This is a genomic window from Pseudomonas zanjanensis (assembly GCF_014268745.2).
Taxonomy (GTDB): Bacteria; Pseudomonadota; Gammaproteobacteria; order Pseudomonadales; family Pseudomonadaceae; genus Aquipseudomonas; species Aquipseudomonas zanjanensis.
Genome location: NZ_JABWRB020000008.1, coordinates 18,136 through 43,785 on the forward strand (window position 1 = coordinate 18,136; position 25,650 = coordinate 43,785).

At 58.2% G+C, this 25,650-nt stretch carries 11 protein-coding genes and 3 pseudogenes; 7 read left to right on the forward strand and 7 right to left on the reverse strand.

What is annotated here, in order from left to right; genetic code table 11:
• Positions 1–7 precede the first annotated feature (7 nt).
• A complete protein-coding gene (locus HU715_RS26050) occupies positions 8–1,714 on the reverse strand; it encodes a ShlB/FhaC/HecB family hemolysin secretion/activation protein (protein WP_186705951.1) in 1,707 nt (568 codons plus the stop codon).
• A gap of 712 nt (positions 1,715–2,426) precedes the next feature.
• Here HU715_RS26050 and katG point away from each other — a divergent pair.
• Entirely contained in the window at positions 2,427–4,691 is a 2,265-nt protein-coding gene (gene katG / locus HU715_RS26055) for a catalase/peroxidase HPI (RefSeq protein WP_186705950.1), read from the forward strand.
• A gap of 97 nt (positions 4,692–4,788) precedes the next feature.
• Here katG and HU715_RS26060 read toward each other — a convergent pair whose 3' ends face one another.
• Both HU715_RS26060 and pmrG read right to left on the reverse strand, forming a co-directional pair.
• A complete protein-coding gene (locus HU715_RS26060; RefSeq protein WP_186705949.1) occupies positions 4,789–5,649 on the reverse strand; it encodes a phosphatase PAP2 family protein in 861 nt (286 codons plus the stop codon).
• Positions 5,650–5,674: 25 nt separating this feature from the next.
• Positions 5,675–6,367 carry a lipopolysaccharide core heptose(II)-phosphate phosphatase PmrG gene (gene pmrG / locus HU715_RS26065; RefSeq protein WP_186705948.1) on the reverse strand — a complete coding sequence of 231 codons (693 nt, stop codon included), beginning with the start codon at positions 6,365–6,367 and terminating at the stop codon, positions 5,675–5,677.
• 371 nt (positions 6,368–6,738) lie between these two features.
• Here pmrG and HU715_RS27750 point away from each other — a divergent pair.
• The 6 genes and pseudogenes from HU715_RS27750 to HU715_RS26090 form a co-directional block, all read left to right on the forward strand.
• Positions 6,739–7,617: pseudogene (locus tag HU715_RS27750) on the forward strand (methyl-accepting chemotaxis protein); the annotation flags it as partial.
• A gap of 201 nt (positions 7,618–7,818) precedes the next feature.
• The gene (locus HU715_RS27755) at positions 7,819–8,523 is read left to right on the forward strand and encodes a methyl-accepting chemotaxis protein (RefSeq protein WP_434576621.1); all 705 of its coding nucleotides are present in this window, start codon (positions 7,819–7,821) and stop codon (positions 8,521–8,523) included.
• Between the two features lie 239 nt (positions 8,524–8,762).
• Positions 8,763–11,297: a Tc toxin subunit A gene (locus tag HU715_RS26075; protein ID WP_186705946.1), complete on the forward strand. Its 2,535-nt coding sequence runs from the start codon at positions 8,763–8,765 to the stop codon at positions 11,295–11,297.
• Positions 11,298–11,326: 29 nt separating this feature from the next.
• A complete protein-coding gene (locus tag HU715_RS26080) occupies positions 11,327–15,910 on the forward strand; it encodes a Tc toxin subunit A-related protein (protein WP_186705945.1) in 4,584 nt (1,527 codons plus the stop codon).
• On the forward strand, positions 15,907–20,373 hold the full coding sequence (locus HU715_RS26085; protein ID WP_186705944.1) for a SpvB/TcaC N-terminal domain-containing protein: 4,467 nt from the start codon (positions 15,907–15,909) through the stop codon (positions 20,371–20,373). The genes HU715_RS26080 and HU715_RS26085 overlap by 4 nt, the downstream gene beginning before the upstream one ends.
• The gene (locus HU715_RS26090; RefSeq protein WP_186705943.1) at positions 20,370–23,201 is read left to right on the forward strand and encodes an RHS repeat-associated core domain-containing protein; all 2,832 of its coding nucleotides are present in this window, start codon (positions 20,370–20,372) and stop codon (positions 23,199–23,201) included. The genes HU715_RS26085 and HU715_RS26090 overlap by 4 nt, the downstream gene beginning before the upstream one ends.
• 6 nt (positions 23,202–23,207) lie before the next feature.
• Here HU715_RS26090 and HU715_RS26095 read toward each other — a convergent pair.
• From HU715_RS26095 to HU715_RS26110, 4 genes and pseudogenes are all read right to left on the reverse strand, one after another.
• Positions 23,208–23,294 (reverse strand): annotated as a pseudogene (locus tag HU715_RS26095) (VOC family protein); the annotation flags it as partial.
• A gap of 35 nt (positions 23,295–23,329) precedes the next feature.
• A pseudogene (locus HU715_RS26100) lies at positions 23,330–23,559 on the reverse strand (PIN domain-containing protein); the annotation flags it as partial.
• A 125-nt stretch (positions 23,560–23,684) separates the two neighbouring features.
• Positions 23,685–24,053, reverse strand: coding sequence for a glyoxalase superfamily protein (locus tag HU715_RS26105; protein ID WP_186705942.1), 369 nt, complete (start codon positions 24,051–24,053; stop codon positions 23,685–23,687).
• A gap of 124 nt (positions 24,054–24,177) precedes the next feature.
• Entirely contained in the window at positions 24,178–25,650 is a 1,473-nt protein-coding gene (locus HU715_RS26110; protein WP_186705941.1) for an N-acyl-D-amino-acid deacylase family protein, read from the reverse strand.

Here is a 25,650-nt window from a genome sequence, read left to right on the forward strand (position 1 = left end):
GCAAAAATTAGATGGATACATCCAAGCGGAAGTAGATCGGCGCTTCGCGCTCGGTCAGGGCATCCGGGCGTTCCAGGGAATGGGCGAAGGTGACGCTGGCGTTCAGGTGTTCACCACGGGCGAACAACTCCAGCGAATTGCTCGACATGCGCCCGTGCTCGTCGCCGTTGTAGCGATTACCGCGAATCACGCCCTGGTCATAACCGAGGCTGGTGCCGTATTCAGCGAACACCGGGCGCATCCACTCCAGTGTCACCGGACGACTCCAACGCAAGTCGTTGCGCCAGTAGCCGCCGCTGTCGCCGGACAGCGTCTGGTCCTTGTAACCGCGAACCGACGACAGGCCGCCCAGGCTCATGCGCTGCGGGCTGAACAGCACGTCTTCGCTGCGCTGGCCGGTCATCAGGCTGCTGAAGCTGAAGGATTCGCCACCCAGCTCAAAAGGTTGCAGGTAGCTGAGGGTGGCGGTGTATTTGCGATAGCGTGCATCCGGCAGCCCAGGCCCCGGCTCGTGATCGCCCTGGGCATCGAGGGCGCCAATACCTTGTTGCAGGCCCAGGTCGAGGTTGACGAAGGCATTGCCAATCCGCCGTCCATGGTTGATGCCGAACTGCGCCTCGCTGATGCGATTGCTGCTCTCGGCGAGCTTGCTGTCTTCAATGAAGTTGTTGGTACGCAGGTACGCCAGGCCCGTGTTGAGGGAGGTCTTGCTCACCGCGTCGCGATGGACCACCCGTTCCAGGCGCACCTGGTGGTTCTGGCTGTCGCCGCTCTGCTTGAAGTTGAAGCCGTTGGCCTGGCCCACGGCGCGGTACTCGCTCTGGCTGTAGGTGTAGCTCAGGTTCCACCAGCCAAACGGCAGGTTGTAATAGAGCATGCCGTTGCGCGAGGTTTTCTGGTGATCGCTGACGGCATCGTGGCCGCCGCGCAAGGCCAGTTGGTCAGCCAGGCCCAGGGGACTGTCCCAGTCCAGGGAGGCGCCCCATTGCTGCTCGCCGGTGCTTTTCTGCCCATCGTTATGCCGTGACAGGCCGGCGCGCCAAGGTTTTTGCGGGGTGTTATTGACCCGCACTTCGCTGCCGCCGATGTTCTGCCCCGGCGTCAGTTCCATTTGTGCACGGTTGGACGGCAAGCGGTTCAGTTGATCGACCATCTGCTCCATCTCACGCAGGTTGAGCAGTTCGCCGGTTTTGCCGGGAAACGCCATCGCCAACTCGCGCTCCGACAGCTTACTGTTCTCGGCACCTTTCAATCCTTCCAGGCGCCCCTCGACCACCAGCACTTGCAGGTGACCGCTGGACAGGTCCTGTTGCGGCAAGTAGGCGCGACTGGTGACCAGGCCTTTTTCCAGGTAGTAATCGGTGATGACTTTGAGCAACTGGTTAAGCTGCGGCACGCCCAGGCACTGGTTGAGAAAGGGCTTGAGCAGGCGCTGGCGCTCGCTTTCGGAGAGGGCGTCGGCGCCCTTGAGCTCTATGGTCTTGATCGGGAAACAACGGGTATCGACAGGTGCCGTGGGCTGGGCCGGCTTCGCCTCCTTGCCAGGCAGGTCCTTGAGTTCTTCAAGACGTCGGCGCTGCTCTTCGAGCAGCCGGTCCTGACGCTCACGGATCAGGTCCGTATCGCCGGGGGTTGGCGCGGCGACGGCAATGTTCATCGCTAAAAAACACAGCGACGCGACGACTAGCCTCGTCCCTAAGGCAAATACGGACATGTTCGATCCCTCGATACAGAAATGACAGCAGGCATGCACAGCCATGCGCGCACACCAGACCCTGCATATCGCCTTCGGTTCAAGAGAGCGGAAACTTTCTACGCAAAAAAGAGACGCGTCTCACAGACAGCGTCGACAATCACAGGGGAAAAAGACTTCTGTAAGGCACGAGCAGGTTCGCAACACTGTTCATTTAAAGCAGTGAAAATCCGTGGTGAGGGAGCTTGCTCCCGCTCGGTTGCGCAGCGACCGCAACATTGTGGGGCCCCTTCGCGGCCCAGCGGGAGCAAGCTCCCTCGCCACGGGTTCATCACTTTCTTAAGTGAATGGCTTCGACCTTGGTACGCACAGTGATGCGTTTTATCGGTTGACCGTTCCCATCATCTGCCTCACCGCTTGGCCTCGTTAAAAGATTGACCCTATCGAGCGTTAATACTGCGCCTATTAGCTATCTGGCAAAGGGGAACTAGCCTGAATTCAGGCTGGTGCAATCCGGCCGGTGAAACCTGACAAAGAGATACGAAGCGCTCAGAAACGTATTGGGCTTGCCGTGGGCCATTGCACTGGCAACTAGCGCACGTAGCCGTGTCGCCACACACAATCAGTTGAGCGAACTGTGAGCCCTGCGCCCTGTGTCATTTATTTCGCCTGTCGCTATCCGAAGCCCGGCCGGGCTGGATAGCTGGATGAATACGACCAAAGGTAGCTTCCCATGGCAAACGAATCGAAATGCCCGTTCAATCACGCCGCTGGCGGTGGCACGACGAACCGCGACTGGTGGCCGAACCAACTGAATCTGAAGATCCTGCACCAGCATTCCTCGCTGTCCGACCCCATGGGCGAGGACTTCAACTATGCCCAAGCGTTCAAGCGCCTGGACTTCCAGGCCTTGAAACAAGACCTCAATGCGCTGATGACCGACTCGCAAGACTGGTGGCCGGCGGACTTCGGCCACTATGGGCCGCTGTTTGTCCGCATGGCCTGGCACAGTGCAGGCACCTACCGCACCGGTGACGGGCGCGGTGGGGCGGGTTCCGGCCAGCAGCGGTTTGCGCCGCTCAACAGCTGGCCCGACAACGTCAGCCTCGACAAGGCACGCCGGCTGCTGTGGCCGATCAAGCAGAAGTATGGTCGCAACATTTCCTGGGCCGACCTGATCGTCCTCACCGGTAACGTCGCGCTGGAGTCCATGGGCTTCAAGACCTTCGGTTTTTCCGGTGGCCGCGCCGATGTCTGGGAGCCCGAGGAAGACGTCTACTGGGGTTCCGAAAACAAATGGCTGGGGGGCGATGTTCGCTACGGCAAGCCCGACAAAGCCGCCATGCAGGATCCCGGCGAAGGCCAATTGGTCGCCGAGCCTGGCAACGAAGAAAGCCGCACTGACGACGGACGCAATCTGGAGAACCCGCTGGCCGCCGTGCAGATGGGGCTGATCTACGTCAACCCGGAGGGCCCCGAGGGCCAGCCGGACCCGGTCGCCGCCGGGCTGGACATCCGAGAAACCTTCGGCCGCATGGCGATGAACGACGAAGAAACCGTGGCACTGATTGCCGGCGGCCACGCCTTCGGCAAGACCCACGGCGCGGGACCTGCGGACAATGTCGGTGCCGAGCCCGAAGCCGCCGGCCTGGAGCTGCAAGGCCTGGGCTGGAAGAGCACCTTCGGCACCGGCAAGGGCGCCGACACCATCACCAGTGGCCTGGAAGTCACCTGGACCACCACGCCTACCCGCTGGAGCAACAACTACCTGGAGAACCTGTTCGGCTTCGAGTGGGAACTGACCAAGAGCCCGGCCGGCGCGCACCAATGGACGCCGAAAAACGGTGCGGGCGCGGGGATCATTCCCGATGCCCACGACCCGGCCAAACGGCGCAACCCAACGATGCTGACCACCGACCTGGCACTGCGCTTCGACCCGATCTACGAAAAAATCTCCCGGCGCTTCCTGGAAAACCCGGAGCAACTGTCCGACGCCTTTGCCCGCGCCTGGTTCAAGCTGATCCACCGCGACATGGGCCCGCTCTCACGCTACCTCGGCCCGGAACTGCCCAACGAAGAACTGCTATGGCAAGACCCTATTCCAGCGGTCAACCATCCGCTGGTCGACGACAGCGACGTCGCCGCCCTGAAAGGCAAGCTGTTGGCCTCGGGTCTCACGGTTTCACAGCTGGTGTCTACGGCATGGGCCGCGGCCTCCACCTTCCGCGGCTCCGACAAACGCGGCGGCGCCAATGGTGGCCGCCTACGCCTGGCCCCGCAGAAGGATTGGCCGGTCAACCAGCCTGAGCAACTGGCTCAAGTGCTGGCGATCCTCGACAAGGTCCGGAGCGCGTTCAACGCCGCTCAATCCGACGGAAAGAAAATCTCCCTGGCGGACCTGATCGTGCTGGCCGGCAGCGCCGGTATTGAACAGGCGGCGAAAAATGCCGGGCTCAGCGTGACGGTTCCGTTCGCACCGGGGCGCATGGACGCGAGCCAGGAGCAGACGGACGTCGAGTCGTTCGGTTTTCTCGAGCCCATCGCCGATGGTTTTCGCAACTACCTCAAGGGGCGGTACCGCGTGTCTGCCGAGGCGCTGCTGATCGACAAGGCACAACTGCTGACCCTCAGCGCCCCGCAAATGACGGCGCTGATCGGCGGTCTGCGGGTACTGGATACTAACGTCGGCCATACGGCGCACGGTGTCTTTACCCAACGGCCAGGGACGTTGAGCAATGACTTTTTCGTCAACCTGCTGGACATGGGGGTGGAATGGAAACCACTCTCCGACACTCAGGAAACCTTTGAGGCCCGCGACCGCAAGACCGGCCAGGTCAAATGGACCGGCACCCGTGTCGACCTGGTCTTCGGCGCCAACGCCCAGCTACGGGCCTTGGCCGAAGTCTATGCCAGCGCGGATGCGCAAGAGCAGTTCGTCAACGACTTCATCGCGGCGTGGGTCAAGGTGATGAACCTGGATCGGTTTGATCTCAGGTGAAAAGTGTCCGAGGACATGGGGTCGTGCAAGGCGCCGGCCCCATGAACTTTTCTTCACCCCACGCCCCCGCGTGATTCGGTAAAGTCGCCTCGCTCATTCAAGAAACTAAGGTTTTAGCCCGCGCTCCCAGCGGGCTTTTTTTTGCCTGGCGTTCAGGCTGACGAAGGGCGTTGCCCGACACCGGTTGTTCCAAGGCCGCTCGCCCATAAAACAGCAACGCCATCAGCCAACAGCTCAACCAGACAAAGATCCCCGCCCAGAAGGTGTGGGACATGTAGTGCCAGCCCTGTAGGACTCGCGTCGTGCCATAGACAAACCCCAAGGCCAGCGCCCCATACATCACGGCTTTGGAGTGCCGCCAGCGGTAGCGCCGGGCGATGAAATACAGCGCCAACATCGTGAAGCCGCCGGATGCATGACCGCCGGGCCAGCAGCGACCGCCGCCGGCGACCTTCAGCAGGTCGAAATTCTGGAACCATTCCCTGTGCTCGATCTTGCCGGCGTATTGGGTGGTTTCCACCGGGCAATACACGCTGGTGTGGCCCTTGAGGTAATGGATGACGCCGGTGCTGAGGGAAAAGGCGAAGACCACATAGAGAAAATCGCGACGGTGCCTGTGGGCAAAACGCAGCGGTTTGGTCAACCTGGCCTTGTCCAGCACACGAAGCAATGCGGGGTGTTTCTCCGGCTTGAACAACGGCCAGATAAACGACAGCAGTGCACCGACAATCGCCGCCTCGCCCGTCCAGTTCGGAATGATCCTCGCCCACTTGTGGGTGATTTGCTCAAACAGGCGCTCGTGCTGCAACGCAAAGACCTGGTGCAACGGGTCGTAGAAAAGATCGCTGATGGCGATGTCGATACGGGTCAGGTCGAACAGCAGGAACACCACGGTGGCACAGGCCAGGGGAATTCCGAGGTTGAGCCCGTAGAAACGGGCGCGAGCAGACGTCAGCATGAGCGGTCCTGATCGAGGGGAAAATTTATTGGAATGTCACCGAGCGCCAATCGGAGGCTTCGATAAAACCGAGCAATCGTGGTGCTTGTGGCTGGGCGCTGGAAACGAACAACGAAGCCCCATAGCCGAACGAGGAAGTCGGGCGCTGGAGCGCGGTTTCCATCGCCTGCATGCATTCGCTGTGGGTGACCAGGATCAGGTTGCGCCCGGCCACCTTGTGGGCCAAGGCATTGCGCAGCAGATCATGTCGGCAGTTGAACAGCCAATCGTCACCGGCACTCACCTTGTTGAACATGTACCCCGCCGTCTGCGCCGTGCGCACCCGTGGGCTGTTGTAGAGGTCGACGTTGTCCAGGCCCAGTTGTTCGAAGCGGGCACCGAGGCCCACCGCAACGGCGCGGGCGCGGTCGGTGATGCCTTCGCGGTCATTCAGGCACGCAGCCTTGGAGTGGTCGCAGCGCTCGACATGGCGCACCAGCACAATCATCTCGCCCTTGGCCCAGCCCTCGGCCAAGGCCCGGGCGCCAGCGACGTTGCCATGGGCCAGGTCCGGCACCGCCGCCGGGCTGAGTAGCCAGAAGACCAGCGGGATGACCAGCAGCGCCGATGCCAGCACGACCATCGTGTTTTGGTAACGGGCGAAGCGACTCGTATCGATCGAGCGCGTCAGGCCGAAAAAACTCAGTCTCAGTTCCACATCAAGCCGCCCCGACGGCATCCACCCAGTGATTCGATGGCGCGACAGTAGAGAGGCCGACGTAGGCAGGCAGTGAAAGCGATGTGAAAAAAAACTTGGCGTGGGAGCAAAGCTTGCTCCCACAGATACTCGGAAAAAAACTTTCAGATCCAGGACCAGCGGCCGATACAGGCCTGCACACGTTTTTGCTGGCTCTTAACAACAACAATCTTCCAGCGTACCGACGATCAAGCAGCACAACGTTCCTGGAGGAATTGATGAATAGCTGGTTTGGCAACATTAGCGTCAACATGAAATTGGGCCTGGGCTTTGGCCTGGTGCTGGTACTGACCTGCCTGCTGGCCCTGACCAGCTGGACCAGCCTCGGCGGGCTGATCGATCGCAGTAACTGGATGAGCGACATCACCCAGCTCAACGCCGGCCTGACCAAGCTGCGCGTCGTTCGCCTGCAATACATGCTGGCCAACGGTGACGAGACCGTCGCACAAAATGTGCAGACCACCCTCGATGGTTTCGTGGCGCAACAGAACGCCTTGCTCAGCAGCTTCAAGAGCCCGGCAAACGTCAAGCTGCTCAAGGAGCAGAGCGCAGTCATCGGCGCCTATCAGGTGTCCCTGAATAAAATGCGCAGCGCCTACCGCACCGGCAACAGCGCCCGCGATGTCATGGGCACCAACGCCGAGGTCGCCCACAAGCTGATCGAGACCATCGACGCCGACGTGCGCCAGATGGCCCTCAGCGATGAACGTTTCGCCCAGTTCCAGGCCATCACCGAGGCCAAGCAGGCCTTCATGCTGGCCCGCTATGAAGTGCGCGGCTACACCGCCAACAGCAACGCCGACACTGAACGCAAGGCCGTCGCCCAACTGGACGCCGCCATCGCTTCGCTCAAGCCACTGAATGAACTTTTCTCCAGCACCCGCCAGGATGAACTGCGCCAGCTGGAAAACGCCCTGACCCAATACCGTAGCGCCGTGCAGGCTTTCAAAGCGGCCACCGCCGATGTGGTGCAGGCCCGCAAGGAAATGACCGACCAGGGCGCGACCATCGTGGCCCTGAGCGAGCAGCTGTACCAGATCCAACTCGACCGCCGCGACGCAGAAAGCGCCGAGGCCCGCACCCTGCAATTGATCAGCACCCTCCTGGCGCTGCTGGTCGGTGTCATTGCCGCTGTGATCATTACGCGTCAGATCACCGGCCCACTGCGCGAAACCCTGGCCGTGGTCGAACGCATTGCCAGCGGCGACCTGTCGCAGAACGTCAACGTCACCCGCCGCGATGAATTGGGTGTGCTGCAACAAGGCATCGCCCGCATGGGCGTGACCCTGCGTGACCTGATCAGCGGCATCCGCGATGGCGTGACCCAGATCGCCAGCGCCGCCGAAGAACTGTCCGCCGTGACCGAGCAGACCAGCGCCGGGGTCAACAGCCAGAAAGTCGAGACCGACCAGGTCGCGACCGCCATGCACGAGATGACCGCTACCGTCCAGGAAGTGGCGCGCAACGCCGAGGAAGCCTCCCAAGCCGCGGCCGCCGCCGACGGTGAAGCCCGCGCCGGCGATCAGGTGGTCAGCGAAGCCATCGCCCAGATCGAGCGCCTGGCCAGCGAGGTGGTGCGTTCTACCGATGCGATGACCGTGTTGCAACAGGAAAGCGACAAAATCGGCGCGGTGATGGACGTGATCAAGGCCGTGGCCGAACAGACCAACCTGCTGGCGCTCAACGCCGCCATCGAAGCCGCCCGCGCCGGTGAAGCAGGCCGTGGCTTCGCGGTCGTCGCCGACGAAGTCCGTGGCCTGGCCCAGCGCACGCAGAAATCCACCGAGGAAATCGAAGGCCTGGTGGCCGGCCTGCAGAACGGCACCCAGCAAGTGGCTGCGGTGATGAACAACAGCCGCAACCTCACCGACAGCAGCGTAGCGCTGACTCGCAAGGCCGGTGTGTCACTGGAGAACATCACCCGCACGGTGTCGAACATCCAGTCGATGAACCAGCAGATCGCGGCCGCCGCCGAGCAGCAAAGCGCCGTGGCTGAAGAGATCAGCCGCAGCATCATCAACGTGCGCGACGTCTCCGAACAGACCGCCGCCGCCAGCGAAGAGACCGCTGCCTCCAGTGTGGAACTGGCGCGGTTGGGCAATCAGTTGCAGATGATGGTGAGCCACTTCCGGGTCTAACACCCTACGCACTGTGGGAGCGGGCTTGCTCGCGAAAGCGGTGGGTCAGTCAACTTCAATGCTGGCTGCCCCACCGCTTTCGCGAGCAAGCCCGCTCCCACAGGGTTTGCATCAGCACGCCCCACGAATCGCTCTTTCGTACAAATCTCCCGCCCCCGGTCCTACCGCCTTTTTTTGCCCGCTCCTGTACGGTTTTCGCTTGGACAAGCACATTCCGTTCGCACAGGAGATGGCAATACATGGACGTAAGCAACAACTTACTGTTGCATAGGCTCGTTGGCTCCCACGACGGTGAGGACGCCACGAAAACCGCTTTGAAAACCGCCCTGGAACAAATGGGCGTGACATCGGTGTTCGACATTGTGCGCATGACCAAGGCGCAGTTCGTCCAGGAAGTCGCCAGGTACTGCGATGCGAATGCCGAGCAGGCCTACGACAACGCGCAGAGCCATGCCCGAAGGATCAGTCGCTTGTACCTGGAGCATCAACTCTCCTCCAGCGACGCCAAGCCCCGTGTCCGACGCAGCCTGGATTCAGACCCAACATCAGAGCCGATCAGCTATCAAGGGCTGTTTCAGGAAAACTGGGATCAATTCTGCAAGGACGGTGACATCGCCGCGATCGACTCGCCCGTGGCCTACCTGCGTGCACTGTACCTGTTCGCCAGGCGGCTGGAAGGCAGCTCCACGGATGGCCGCAAGATATCCCTGGCATCACGTCGAGCGGATCTCGACATACTGATGCTCGATCCACAGAGTGCCTTGGTTCCACGCCCCATGCTCAACATTGTCAACGACACGTTGCGCAGCCATATCGAGGCCAGTCTCGATAAGGGGACGACAGTCCATCAGGCATTGGCCAGCGCGCACTATCCCTTTTCATTGCCCTATGACCTGCACCATCATCAATGCCTGCTTGGGTTGGGCTCAGGCAAACCAACCTTGGGCGAAGTGGATTACCGGATCAGTCTCAAGCTTCCGTTTTGCCAGGACGGCTCAACGTACGGGGAAGTTTCGCAATCACGTATCGAAGCTCAAAAACTGCTTTCAGGGCTCAGTCCGCAGCAGCAGAAAATCTTGCTCGCACCGCTCGCTTCGCAAACCGATTTCGAAGTCCTGGAAATATCCTACGGCACTGAAGAAGTTGGGCGCCTGGGCGATCTCGAATTCTTCAAGGAACGCACCGGGCTTACGACGGAACAGGTCGAGCAACTACTGGGGCATGGCCGGTACAGCCCTCATGTCTCGTCCAACAGCCCGCCCTCGACTCGTAGCCGCCAGGACGCTACTTACATCAATGGCCCCTACTCGTCCCCGGCCCTACAGCTTGAAACCCAAACGACCCGACAAGGGTTCAGTCACAAGTCCTTCGAACGTTTCGACCGCATGCAGCGAATGATCCGCCTGCAGCAATGGACGGGTATTTCCTTTGCCGAACTGGATACTTTGCTCATCAATATCATGTATTCGGAAGGCAACACCGCGATGACACTCAGCGCCAATACCTTGCGAGCGCTTGGGGTCTATCAGTACATGACGCGGCGCCATGGCATCACAGCAGACGAGTTTGCCTCGCTCATCAGCGAAATGCCGGCTCGCGCTAGCGCAGAGCGTGTTTCGTTGTTTGACCAGGTATTCAATCGCACCCGCCTGCTCGAAAGCCCTGCGTGGGAAGGGCAGGCGACGGATCTCGAAACCACCGACCTAAAGATGCTCAGCTATCTCGGCGCGGGCCTGGGACTTGCCATCACTGAAGATGCGTTGTTGCTGCTTGTGAAACAGACTAAAAAATACCTGCCATTGAAACAGGATTTGCCGACGATCTCCTCGCTCTACCGTCAGGCCCGTATCGCACGGATGTTCGGACTATCGCCTCTTGAGTGCACGGAACTGGCTCGGTTACTCGGTGGGGATAAGTTCTGTCGGGCGTTGGTGACGGGGGCACTGGACACTACGTCCCCCGACATTCTCGACGTACTGATGGCGATGGATTGGGCAGTGGACTGGCTCAAGCAAAACCATCTCGATGTGCTGGCGTGGTGTCGCCTGTTCGACACTTCCCGAGATGACTTACCGTTGAATCAAAATCTGCAAAACCGACTGGCCGCACTTCGAGAGCACGCCAAGCTCACCAGAGACGACCAACGCCTGGTAGAAACACTGCTGCACGATAGCGATGACTTGTCCGCCGAGTATTCCCCCTTCGTGATGAAAATGGCCGAGACGAATGCCGAGGAAATTGTCGAGGCCATCATCGCACCTGACGGCGAAGTCTCCCCGTTGCTGGCACGCGTGCTTCGCACCGCGCAAGCCTGCCAGAACTTACATCTGAGCAGCGGCACGCTACAGACATTGATGGACCACCCCACGTGGTTAGCCTCGAACAGTTCGGGAACGCTTAAACCCCAAACGTTGTATTTACTCGAACGGTTCAGTCATTGCGCAAGACATCAGGCGCAGTCAGAAGAAAACCTGTTGCATTACTTCCAACTCGCCAATCAAGACCTGTCACAACATTCAGCGGAGACAGCCAACGGACTGTTGGCCCACCTGCTGGGCTGGAACGTTGAGCAAGTGAGTTGCCTGACAGCCCAACTGCCTTCAGGACGCGCCACCACCATGCAAGATGTGGATTGGGTCATGCGCTGCCAGGCGTGTTGCATGAGTACTGGCCTGTCGGCAAGCCTGCTGCTCAAGACCGCCGCACTCAATAACGACAGCCTGGTGCAGGACTGGAAAATAGTCGGTGAAGGCCTGATCGCTGCGAGCCATTGAAGTGCACATTTTTTATTCAAGGATTGAATATGACCGTTGCCATGAAAAAGCAGCTGGATGAAAGCCTGCGCGATGCGCAGTTGGCGTTCTACCTACACAAAATCGCGCCGGGCAAAAGCTTGCCAGGAACAGTGCGACTCAAGACTGCCCGAGACCTTTATGAATACTGGCTGCTGGACGTGCTGGTCAGTCAGGATGTGCCCACCACGCCTGTGGCCTGCGCCATTGCCAGCCTTCAGCAATACATCAATCGCATCCTGATGAATATGGAGCCTGGCTACGACCAGGCAAACATCACGCCCGAGCAGATGCAAACGTGGCGCAACGAGATGCATCAATATCCCGTTTGGGCGGCTCATCAAAAGCTGCTCTATTTCCCTGCAAGTTACCTGGACCCTGTCCTGAGAAATAACAAGAGCGACAATTTCCAGCAGTTGGAAAACGAGCTCAACCAGAACCGGATCCAGACCGACGCGGTTCAATCGGCGGTCATGGCCTACCTGACCCGATTCGAAGAAATCGCCAACCTGAATATTCTCAATGGCTACATCGACGGTGCAGATTTTGCCAACAGCACCTATTACTTTATCGCCAAGTCCCGCACTGAAAGCACCTACTTCTGGCGCTCGTTGAACATGGGGCAACGTCCGCTGGACGGTACGTTACCGCCGCCCCCTGCAGTCGCCGCCAAACTGGACCAGCCGGATCCGAACGCTTGGTCGGACTGGGAAAAAACCGATGTGCCCATTTCCGAAAGCGCCGTCGAACACTCGATTCGTCCTGTTTGGTTCAACAATCGTCTGTTCGTTATCTGGGCGGAATGTATCCACCAGGATCAGTCGGCTTCCAACGCCTCTTCAGCCGCCGAAGCCACGCCCCACCATGTGAGTCATCCGCTACTGCGCTTGTGCTATTGCTTTAAAAAACAAGATGGAAGTTGGAGTACACCGCGCGTAGGCCTGCAAGGTTATTGCAACGACGATACGCTTGCAGACAAGGACATGGATACGATCAAGTCATTGGTAAATACTGTTGCGGTACCGCATCGCAAAGACGCGAGCGACGTGCTCTTTCTCTCCTTGTGTGCCTATGAGCCAAAAGCCGAAACACAATCTTCTCACACCGATAATTTAATTTTTATTGGCACAACCTGTATCTGCAGAAACTTGCTGAGCCTTCCCGTTCGTTTAGCCACGACAAAGGGAACAGCCCAAGACAAATACAACGCCTACTCTACTGAGGAAAAATCCCATATCGACTCCAGCACCCGTCGATTCCAAACAAGAGCGGCCTCACAAGAAAAAATTATAATTTCGGATGCTACCCAACCCAGGAACATGAAGCTTTCCAAGTCGGATATTTTTTCTTACCAGAAGCAAATAACCTTCACGACTCCTTCTTTTCGAACGCTACGTATAGCTACAAATCGTCGCCTTACCCCCCCCGTCCATAGTGAGCCTTATGGTAAAACGATCACTTTCTCTATTACTTCATCGGCTTTTCGTACTCCCAGAGTTACGCTTGAACTGAACATCCCTGCCGAACGCCTTGCCGAAACACCTTATATAAGGCTTAGTCTGGGTTCGAGGCTCCATATAGTCCACGACAATTTGCTCGATGAGCGAACCCATACATTGTCGCTCGGGGACCTAACCGACGTCCTCAAAGATAATAAAAACTCACCAGGCTTCAAATTATCCAACAGCAATAAAAGTCTTTATGGGCGATTCATTTCGACAGCCGCATTACGATACTTGATGAGCTTGGTCGACAGCGGCGTTGATGATCGTCAGGGCAGCACACATATAGAAGGCATCAAATTACAGGAAAAAACATCCGAACCTTACGATTTTGGCAAAATATCCCTATCACTCTCTGAGCAGCTACTGATTCAATATGTAATTCTTCGTCCCGACTCTACGCCTGAAACAACGCATACGAAGCTAACCGTGAAAGCGGAGTCTTCCGCAGGCCGAGAGCTGCCGAATGCTTTCGAATACACTTGGAACGAAGGAGACATTTCGGATAATGATATTGTCTATTGCGGAATAGCACTGATTCGCCCAAGCGAACCCGAAAAAAAAATCTACTCCGCCCTTAAAGCTATCAAAATCAAGCTGGCCCCTACGACCTCTAAATCTCCGGATATCAAATCGACCTCCAGCCTAGGGACTATCCAGTACATTGACTTTGCCAACTCTAGCATTGAAAAAAACGACACAGAAAAACAAAAGCGTCAGCCGATCAGGTTGAACACCGTGTTCGTCACGGAACTGATCAGTCGCACCGAAAGCAGCCTGAACGAATTGTTCGACTACACAACACAACTCCTGCCTGAACCTGCCATACCCGGCGAAACCAACAACGAAATGGACTTCCACGGCCCTTACGGCCGTTACTTCACCGAACTTTTCCTCTACTTGCCATGGCTGGTCGCCCATCGCTTGAACGCCGAACAGCGCTACGAGGAGGCTGAGCGCTGGTTGCGCCGCGTCTTCGATCCAGGTCTCGGCCAAGAACGCTGCTGGAGAGCCGTTCCATTAATCAATAGCAGTACTCCTTCATATGTAGACCAGGCGCCCCATGACCCTCATCAGATCGCGCTCAGTCATCCAGCGCACTTTCGCAAGGCGCTGTACTTCCTGTACCTCGACATCCTGATCAATCGAGGCGACGCCGCCTACCGCGAACTAACCCCTGACAGCCTCAGCGAGGCAAAGCTGTGGTACGTGCGGGTGCTGGATCTGTTGGGACCACGCCCAATCGTTCAAACGGTCGATCATTGGACTGTCCTCAGCCTACAAGCGTTGAGCGAAGAGACCAGTGGCGACTTACGTGACTTTGAAAAATCATCTGCCCATTCTCAACCGTCAGGGTCGGTTCATGAGGGCACTTCACACCCGTCCTTGCCAACCATCGACAGCCCGCATTTGCGCCTGCCGTTTCACCCGCAGTTGCTCCGGTGCTGGGACATTGCAGAAAGCCGCCTGTACAACCTGCGGCACAACCTCGACATTGCTGGCAAACCGCTGCATCTGCCGATATTCGCAGCGCCTCTGGACCCTCGCGTATTGCTCAGCCCCGCGGTCTTGAATACTTTGAACAATACGGTTCGACGGTTGCCGGGCACAGCTATCCCGCACTATCGGTTCTCGGTCATGCACAACCAGGCCTTGAGCGCAGTAGAAAGCCTCAGCCAATTTGGCGCCACGCTGCTGTCGCTGATCGAGCGCAAGGAGCAGGCACAGCTACAAGAGCTACAGCAGCAGCAAGCCTGGAACCTGGCGAAAATTTCGGTCGACCTGCAACGCCAAGCAGTGAATATCGATTGTCAAAATCGCCAGGCGCTGCTCGCCAGCCAGGCAATTGCTCAAAACCGCTTAACCCATTACAAAAAACTGCTGGACGATGGCCTAAGTCGCAAGGAAATGGACGTCAGTGTGTACTCCATATCCAGCGGTTCGTTTGAGGCTGCTGCATTGGCCTTCCAAGTCGCGGCGGGGTATACGATGCTGGCTCCAAACATGGTGGGGATTGGTTGTGTTGGCGGCAGCCGTTGGGAGGGGCCGTTGCTCTCCGCCTCTGCGGCCGCCCATAGCGCCGCGATCATAAACCGCACGATCGCGGCCGACCTCGACCGTCAGGCCATATTCGATCGCCGCCGGGAGGATTGGAGTCACGCCTATGATCAATCACAGCTCGAACTGGCCCAGATTGACGCACAACTGGCGCAATTCACCGAGCAGGAAACCGCCACTCGCCTGCAACTGCGCCTGGCCGAAACAACCCTGAGCCAAACCAAGGCCAACTACGACTTTCTAAGCAAGCGCTTTACCAAAGCACAGTTGTACCAATGGCTGAACAGCCAGTTTGCCGCCCTCTATCGCCTGGCCTACGACACCACGCTGGCCCTGTGCTTCGCCACCGAGAATTGCTGGCAATACGAAATTGCCGATTTCACCAGGCGATTCATCCAACCCGACACATGGAATACCACCTATCGAGGACTTGGAGCAGGCGAGCAACTGAAACTCAGCCTGTTGAACATGCAGGTCGAATATTTGCGCCGCAGCGAGCGAGAGTTGGAGATCCGCAAGACGATTTCACTGCGTCAATTGCAGAGCCGGAGCACGGATTCGGCGATAAACAAACAGTGGGCAGACATTCAAGCCAATCTGCTGAAGACCGGTAAATGCGATTTCGAGCTGACCCACAAGCTATTCGAAGACGATTACAAAGAACAGAAACATTATCTACGTCGCATCAAAACCATCAGCGTTTCCTTGCCAGCCGTGGTCGGTCCGTACGAAAACATCCGGGCCACGCTGACCCAGGTCTCCAGCAAAGTATTCATGTCCCCTGATGACTCGAGCAATGTCATGAAGGACCTACGCGCCAACCAACAGATCGCCCTCTCCACCGGTGTCGACGACAACGGCCTGTTCACCCTGAACTTCAACGATGAACGCTACCTGCCGTTCGAATACACCGGCGCGATCTCCAAGTGGCAACTGACCTTCCCCAATCCTGAAGCACAAAAAGACCTGCTGGAATCATTGACCGACATCATCGTGCACGTGAGCTATACGGCCAGGGCCGGGGGTGCGCAATGAACGAGCAACCCGCATTGCCGGTTACCGCGCCGGCCCTGCCCAAAGGCGGCGGTGCCATCCACAGCATTGGCAGGGGGTGGGGAAACGTCGGCGCCCACGGCACCGCGTCCTATGAGATTGCATTGCCGATTTCGCCAGGACGAGGCTTTGCTCCGTCCTTGTCCTTAAGTTACGGCAGCTCGGCCGGCAACGGCGTGTTCGGTATCGGCTGGGGACTGTCGCTGCCCAGCGTGGCGCGACGCACCAGCAAGGGCGTGCCCACCTATAGCGATGATGACGAGATCGTCGGCCCCAGCGGCGTGGTCTGGTTGCCCGAACACGGCATCAGTCCAACTCAAGTCAATCGCTACAACGACCTGGACCTGGGCACGACCTACACAGTAACGCGTCACCTGCCAAGAATAGCAAGCAGTTTCGACCGGATTGAACATTGGGCATCGGAGGGGGATAAACCAGGGTACTGGCTTGTGCACGGGGCCGATGGCAGTCTCCATGTCTACGGGAAAACTCCGCAGTCGCGACGGACCGATCCCCAGGACGCAAGCCGCGTAGGCGAGTGGCTGCTGGAGGAAAGCCTGAATACACATGGCGAGCACATTCAATATGTGTACGCGGGAAATGGCGGGAGCCAACGCTATTTGAGCCATGTGCGCTATGGCAATGTGAAGGCCGACGCCAGCCTTTATGCTTGGAAAACAGATCCGCCCACACAGGAGCAATGGCACTTCGAGTTGGTGTTCGACTACGGTGAGCGAAGCACCGAATACAAGACAAAACCACGCTATGAAGCACTGCAACCGCAAAAACGTAGCGATGCGTTTTCCACCTTTGCCTACGGTTTCGAACTACGTACCGATCGCCTATGTCGCCAGGTATTGATGTTTCATCGCTTCCCCAAGTTGAGCGCCGATCCTGTTCTCGTACGGCGTGTGCTGCTTGAGTACCGCCAGACCTCCCTCGGATATAACCTCCTGAGTGCAGCGCACGACCAAGCGTTCGGCGACGAAGCAGCGCCTCAAAGTCGTCCTCCCATGGAATTTCGCTACAGCGAGTTCAACGGCCTGACCGATGTGGGCGCCTGGAAACGTTTTGAGGGCGTGCCAGGGCTCGACGGCGAACAGGGTTTTCAACTGGTGGATTTGTACGGTGAAGGGTTGCCCGGCGTGCTCCATCGACGCGCGGCAGGCTGGTATTACCGTGAACCCATGCGCGCTAAAGCCAAGACTGATGAAGTGGCTTACGGTCAGTGGCAAGAGCTGCCCAAGACGCCTGTCACCGACACAGCGAAAACGCTGCGCCAAACATTGAGTGACCTCACAGGCGACGGCCGCCTGGACTGGATCATTGCCCAACCGGGGTTCAGCGGTTTCTTTTCGCTCGGAGCGGATCGCAAGTGGTCGAACTTCGCGACCTTCCAGGCGTTTCCTAGCGAATTCTTCAGTCCGAAAGGGAATCTGGCCGACCTGATGGGTGAAGGCCTCAGCGACCTTGCCCTGATAGGCCCACGCAGCGTTCGCTTGTATGCCAACCAGCGCGAGGGTGGTTTCGCCACGGCGCGGGAAGTTCCTCGCGACGACGATGACGATGCCCTGCCGGTATTCAACGGGTCACCTTCCGAGCTGGTGGCGTTCAGTGATCTACTCGGCAGTGGCCAGCAACACCTGGTGCGCATTCGCCACAACGAGGTGAAGTGCTGGCCAAACCTGGGCCATGGGCGATTCGGCAAAGGCATCGTGTTGGATTTTCCGGGCCTCGCCTACTCCACCTTCGATGCCTCGCGCATCCGTCTCGCGGACCTGGATGGTTCCGGCGCCGCCGACCTGATCTATCTGCAAGCGGATCGAATGCTGATCTTCATGAACCGCTGTGGCAATGGCTTCGCTCCCGCAGTTGAGCTGCCCTGGCCGGCCGGCCTGCGCTACGACAATTTATGCCAGGTAAGCGTCGTCGACCTGCAAGGGCTGGGTTGCTCCAGCTTGGTGTTGAGCATGCCGCATCTGACCCCTGCGCAACATTGGCACTACGGTTTTGTCGACGAAAAACCCTATCTGTTGACCGTCACTTACAACAACATGGGCGCCGCCAACCGCATCACTTATCGCAGCTCGGCCCAGGAATGGCTGGACGAGAAAGCCTCGAGGGTCATAGCCAAAAAGTCACTGGCCTGCCATGTACCGATGCCCCTGCATCTGGTATCGCGCCTGGTCCAGAGGGACGAGATCACCGGTAATCGCCTGACCCAGCGCTTTGCCTATCGCCAAGGTTATTACGATGGCGCCGAACGGGAGTTCCGCGGCTTCGGCTTGCTGATACAAACCGACAATGAAACCTATCCCAACGATGCCGATTCGCCAGGTTTCACAGAGCCTTGCTTGAAAAAAAGCTGGTTTCATACCGGCCAGGCATTGGACATGGACCGACGCGACTATCACGGTGCCGATTCGCAAGCCAAGGCGTTAGGTAAAGCGTTACTGTGCCGATACAAAGATGAAGAAAATGCCGACGCATTGGTTGACGCGCCGGACGAAGCGACCAGGCTTGAGATGTGCCGCGCCCTGAGCGGTCATTTACTGCGCAGCGAGACATACGCAGGGAGCGATCCCAAGACGCTGTACTCGATTCAGGAAAATCGTTATCGGGTTCGCCTGCAACAGCCCCCCCAAGGCCCGCGGCGCTATGCTTCCCTGTTGCCACTGCTGCTGGAATCCATCAGCTACCAATACGAAGGCCAGAGCGACGATCCACAATGCCAGCACCTGATCAATTTGCAGCATGACCCGTACGGTGCGGTCACTCACAGCGTGAACGTCCACTACGCCCGACGCAAAACGGCTGATGATGCCGCACCATTCAGCGACCCGGACCAGCAACAATGGTGGCAGGACGCTCATGACCCCGCGCAACAGTTCTACTACCTGACGCAAACTCGCGCCGAATTCATCAACCTGCAAGCACCTCAAGGATGGCGCCTGGGTTTGCCTTATCACCAGCGGACCAACGCGTTGAAACTATCCAAGACACCTGATGACGGAGGGCGGGCATCGAAGGATATTACTTATGAGAGACTTATCGAATGCGTCAGGAAACGAAGCTGGGCTGCCCAGGCCGTTCTCACCGGTCTGTCCGTAACACGCTACAAAAAGACATCTGCCAACGAAACACTGCCGGACGGCAACGCCAGCTTCGAAGCCCTGGTCGACCATCTGGAAACCGCCGAGCTGGACGAAACCGCCCTACAAGCCTTCCATCTAGAACCGCCCGTATCTCAACCCGACGACAAAATGCTCACGGAGCTTGGCTATCAATCCATGGCTGAGTTCCTGGCCACAGCCAGACCAGTTGGCAAGCTCTGGTCAGTCAAAAGTGGCTTCTCGACCTACGCCGGCTTGGAAGGTTTCTACAAAACCAAGACCGTGCAGTCGAGCAACAGCCACGGCGTGACCAAGATCAGCTACGACCCATACACTTGCTTTGTGACCGGGTTCGAACTGCCCGATGGCTGCACGACCAAGGCGCAATACGATTACCGTAGTCTCCTGCCCCAATGGGTCAAAGACCCCAACGGTAACGTGCAGGAATGCCTTGCCGATGCCTTCGGCCAGATACTGGCCAGTACCTTTTACGGCGACGAGAACAACAACCCCGTTGGTTTCAAACCGATCGCGGCGTTCAAGCATTCGCCTAAAAGCCCGGCAGAAGCGATCACGCAGAGCAAGGACGCGCTGCAGGACGCCGCCACCGCCATCTATTACGCACCATTCAGTTGGATGGGAAACCTATCGGCGACAGCCCTGAAAGACACCGACTGGCTAGCGCGATGTGTGACCAAAGGCGACGTACTACCAACCGGGCAAATCCGCGCTTCGGCTCGCGCGCGGCTGTCGAAACTCAAGGTACTTTCTGCCGACGATAAAAAACTGAAACACGAAATTCGTACGTCGAAACGTGAGCCGATCCACATCGCCACACTCGTTGCCGATCGTTACCCCGATGACGACCAGAAACAAATCCGTATCGCCATGACGTGCTTCGATGGCTTTGGTCGCCTGTTGCAAAGTAAGCAGCGGGTCGAACCAGGCATCGCTTACATCGTGGATGCCAAGGGCGAACTGACACTCAACGAGGACGGCAAACCGCTGGAACAGATCACCGCAACGCGCTGGCACGTCAGCGAACGGGTGGAATACAACAGCAAGGGCTTGGCGATCCGGGTTTACCGTCCCTATTTTGCTGATCAGCACCACTACATCAACGACAAATCCTTTCGGCAGTTCGGCCATTGCGACCAGCAGTTCTACGACGCATTGGGCCGCCCTACCCACACCCGTCTCGCCAAACAGAATGGTCTTAGCTGGATGCGCCGACAGACCCGTCACCCTTGGTACACGATGGAAGAGGACGAAAACGACACGCTGGAAGAAGTCATGGCCGAACATGCCCGGACTGCTGGAGGTGAGGCATGAGCGCACGCCTTCATCGCAAGACGCCCTCCATCAACGCCGTCGATGGCCGCGGCCTGCCGGTGCGCCAGGTCGCTTACTGCCGAGGCAAGGAAGGCGAAAAACCCCAGATGCGCGCCAGCCGGCAAGAGTACGACGTCGCCGGGCGGCTGATTGCCCAGCGCGACCCTCGGCTTGCCAACGCAACTGACGCCAACCTTGCGACCGTCTACAGCCTGTCCGGCAAACCATTGCGAGTAAACAGCGTCGACGCCGGATGGCGCCTGAACCTGCCCGGCGACGCCGGACAGATTTTGCGCAGTTGGGATCAGCGAGGAAACCACTGGCAATCGACTTACGACAACCAACTGAGACTGATCACAGTCGAGGAGCAAGCTGCGGGTAAAGAGCTGCGTAAAGTCGAGTGCCTGAGCTATGGCGACAGCTCGCAGGAATCGGCGGCGCTCAATCAATGCGGCGCGCTCATTCGCCACGACGACAGCGCGGGCACGTTGATCGTCGACGAATATGCGTTATGCGGTAAACCGCTTGGCCAGACAAGGCACATGCTGATCGAGGCTGCACAACCTGACTGGCCAACCGACTTGAACGATCGTGGTGGTCTTCTCGAAAAGGGCGAAGGCTACAAAACGAGTTGGTCCTATGACGCACTGGGACACATCATCCAGCAGACCGATGCCGCTCGACACGAACAGCACTACACCTTCGATGTCGCGGGCCAACTCAAATCCGCGAGCCTGAAAATAAAAGGCACCGAGGCTAAAAAAACGATCGTCGAGAACCTCGTCTACAACGCATTCGGCCAAGTCGAATCGCAAACCGCCGGCAATGGTGTAACGAGTCGCGCGATGTTCGATCCAGCCAACGGGCGACTGACGTCGCTCAGCGCATCGGCGCCTGGCAAAACCTTACAAGACCTCCACTACACCTACGACGCCGTGGGGAACGTGTTGCAAATTACCGACAACGTCCAACCGGAGCGTTTCAACAGCAATCAACGGGTAAAACCCGTCAGCACCTTTACTTATGACAGTCTTTACCAACTGACCAGCGCCACGGGGCGTGAGGCCGCCGGACTGATTCACCCTCCCGCCCTTCCTACCGCCGGTACGACTCCATTCGACCCCACGCAACTGTTCAACTTTACCGAGCTATACACGTACGACGATGGCGGCAACCTGACCGAACTGCGTCATGTTCGCGAGGGGAATAACTACACCCGCACATTGAACGTGGCCGCCGCCAGCAATCGCCTCATGTCTTGGAGCCAGGGCGACGACGCAACCCAAACAGCGATGGACTTCGATGCCAACGGCAACCTGCAGGCCCTATGCCCAGGCCAGCCATTGGCGTGGAATAGCCGCAACCAACTAGATTGCGTGGTGCTGGTCAAGCGTGAAAACCGTGCCGACGACACCGAGCATTATGCCTATGACAGCAGCGGCCAACGCGTGCGCAAGATCAAGACAACCCATACCGCGGCGATGTCCCACACAGAGGAAGCCCGTTATCTGCCGGGCCTCGAAATCCGTACCCGTCATAACGAGCGCCTGGAGGTCATCACCCTGCAAGCCGGGCGCTGCAGCGTGCGTTACCTGCATTGGACCGAAGGCCGACCGTCCGGGATCGCGGCCAATCAACTGCGCTATAGCCTCGATGATCATCTGGGTTCCAGCTCACTGGAACTCGACGACAAGGCCGACCTGATCAGCCAGGAAAGTTACCTGCCCTATGGAGGAACCGCTTGGGTGGCATCCCGCTCGGCCGTGGAAGCCGATTACCGGACTATTCGTTACTCCGGCAAGGAACGCGATGCCAGCGGGTTGTATTATTACGGGCATCGGTACTATGCGCCTTGGTTGCAACGCTGGATCAGTCCCGATCCGGCCGGGGCGGTGGATGGATTGAACCTGTACTGCATGGTGGGAAACAATCCCGTGAGATTCAGCGATCATCAGGGCTTGATCAAAGTTGAGAAAACGCTCGATAAAAAAGGCAAGCCTCGACCGATGGAAAAGTTCAGGCAATCAGGTAGGGAGCACTCTGAAGAAATATTGCGTAGCGTCTCACTGAACAGCAAACCCAAGGCAGGAGGGCTAAGCAGAAAGAGCGAGCTGAAGAACGCCAAATCTGAGAGCAATCTAGTCGCACATTCTTATGGCTTTATCAAAAGCGATAACATTGCAATCAGCGAAGCTTACAACCTACCGAAACCTTCGGGCAGCATCAGGGGTTATAGCAGCGCGACGGTGGAACTTCGAGGATCCAGTTTGGCTAACGATGAAGATCGCAAGTACTACTTGGACTATGGAACTTTCTCAATCAAAGACACGCAGGCATACCTAAACGAAATAGCAATTCAATACGACGGCGCGTCAAGCCCTCACAACGTGACAGTCTCCGACCATTTGCTGATGGACTCCCCCCTCCTGAGCAGAACCGCCGAAAACGCCCACCAGCTACAGGTTCGCACGAAAGAGATGATCGCAAGCCATATCGACAACATGGGCGGAATCCTGCCAGCACGTGCGAGTGCGCCCGGGACCCATGCCGAGGTTCGAGTAGTCAACACGATCGTCGCACTCTGGCCGGACCGCGCTGAACGGATGCTTTCTGACACCGTTATATACACCGATAAATTGAGAGGCACCGCAGAAGACTTCATAGCCTGCATCAACTGCTCCGGCATCATTCCCAGTGAGGTGTCGATACCCAGTAAGCGGATGGTTTTCGAATACGATCAATACAAAACGCAGCTCAGAAGTTACCTCGACCGAAATCCGCACCCGTCAACAGCCCCACGGCCAGGAAGTAGTCAAGCCAGAAAATAGCGCGACTCAGACACTGATGCCGTTGGTAAACACCAACCGTTTTCCGAACGGATTACTGATCGCCATGTCCTGGCTACCCCAGGGCATGGCCTGCCTGAACGATCAGATCAAACTCTCTATTCAGCCTGTCAGGGATTGATTACCTCAACCCCGGAAAACTCAAAATCCCGCAGATCGAAGCGCCATGAGCTCGGCAAATAGCGGCGATCTGCGCATCGGCCATCGACACGCCTCGCCCCCTTGCTTCGCAGTTCGCCACCAGCGTCGCGTACTCAACGGCGGCATAAGCGTCAAACGGAAATATTCGCCCAACGAAGTCTTCTTCGAACATCGCCATCGCATGGGCTTCAAGTTTTCGAATGGTGATGCTGGCCATGATGCCCCCTGCAATCCATGAAATCATTGAAATCATTGAAATCATTGAAATCATTGATCGAGGCTAACACACCTTGGGTCAGCAGGATCCAGAGAGTCGCTAACGGCTCAGACGTTAATCGCATTGGTAAACACCAACCGATTCCCGAACGGATCACTGATCGCCATGTCCTGGCTGCCCCAGGGCATGGCCTGGATCTGTGGGTGGGCGTAGCGGTATTGTTTGGCAAGCAGCTGCTGCTGGAAGGCTTCCAGCTCATCGGTCTCGATCCGCAGCGCCGAGCCCGGCGTGCAATCGCCATGGTGCTCGGACAGGTGCAGCACGCAGTCCCCGCGGGAGACTTGCAGGTAGAGGGGAAAGTTGTCACCGAAGCGGTGTTGCCAGTCAACGGTAAAGCCCAGGAAGTCGACATAGAACGCCATCGCCTTGGCTTCATCGAAGATTCGCAGGATCGGGGTGGTTTTACCGAAGCTCATGGGGTGCTCCCTGGCTGAAAAGACCCAGTGTAGATGGGTTGACTCCAATGCTTCGGCTTTAAACCCGGCTTCTTTAGTGTCGCAATGCCATTATTGTGACGCCAATTAACACACTACCAGCCATTTACACGCCATTCGATGGACCAAAGCCTCGACGCAGATCGCCTTCGCGCGCCAGGAAGCGCCCTTCCCGGCGGCCATTCGCCTGGCCGTCGCGATAGCTCAGGGCACCGTTGACCCACACACCCTCAATGCCTTCGGCCGCCCGCTGAGGTTCATTGAAATCGGCGACGTCACGAATGGTGTGGGGATTGAACAACACCAGGTCCGCCCAATGACCTTCACGGATTTCACCCCGGTGCTTGAGGCCGAAACGCGCTGAGGAAAGGCCAGTCATTTTGTGCACGGCGGTGTGCAACGGGAAAAGCCCGACGTCACGACTGAAATGTCCCAGCACCCGTGGGAAAGCGCCCCACAAGCGAGGATGGGGAAACGGATCTTCGGGCAAACCGTCAGAGCCGACCATGGACAACGGATGGGCGAGGATCCGTCGTACGTCGCCTTCATCCATGCCGTAGTACACCGCGCCTGCCGGTTGCAGGCGCCGCGCCGCCTCCAACAGCGACACCTCCCAATCGCGTGCGATGTCGATAAGGTCACGTCCGCCCATCGACGGGTGCGGTGTCGACCAGGTGATGGTGATGCGATGGGCATCGGTCACTTGCTTGAGGTCCAAGGTCGAGGAGCTGGCCGCGTAGGGGTAGCAGTCGCAACCGACCGGATGGGTTTTCGCCGCGTTTTCCAACGCCGCGAGCACCTGCGGGCTTCGTCCCCAATTGCCGGCGCCCGCGCATTTGAGGTGGGAAATGATCACCGGACTCTGCGCATGACGGCCGATCTGGAACGCCTCGTCCATGGCTTCGAGCACCGGTTCGAATTCGCTGCGCAGGTGGGTGGTGTAGACCGCGCCGAATGCGCTCAATTCTTCGGTCAGTTGCATGACTTCGTCGGTGGACGCTGCAAAGGCGTTGGCGTAGGCCAGGCCGGTGGACAACCCTAAGGCACCGGCCTCCAGACTTTCGCGCAATTGCCGACGCATGGCGGCGATTTCTCCTACCGAGGCCGTGCGCAACAAATCGTCCATGTGGTTGCTGCGCAACGCTGTGTGCCCGACCAACGCAGCCACGTTGACCGCTGGTGTCGCCGCTTCTACCGCTACGCGATAATCGGCAAAGCGTGGGTAGGCAAACGCCTGGGCCGTGCCGAGCAGGTTCATCGGGTCTGGCGGATCGCCCCGCAGGCTCACCGGCGCGGCGCTGATGCCGCAGTTGCCAACGATCACGGTGGTCACGCCCTGGCTGAGCTTGGGCAGCATCTGCGGTTGGCGAATGACCACCGTATCGTCGTGGGTGTGCACATCGATGAAGCCTGGCGCCAGCACGCGGCCGGCGGCGTCGATGTCTTCCATGGCCCGGGCATCGCGCAGTTCGCCGATGCGTTGGATGCGACCGCCGTGGATCGCTACGTCGGCGTGGTAGCCGGGCGTGTCGCTGCCGTCGATGACCAGCGCATTGCGGATAAGCGTGTCGTACAGCAT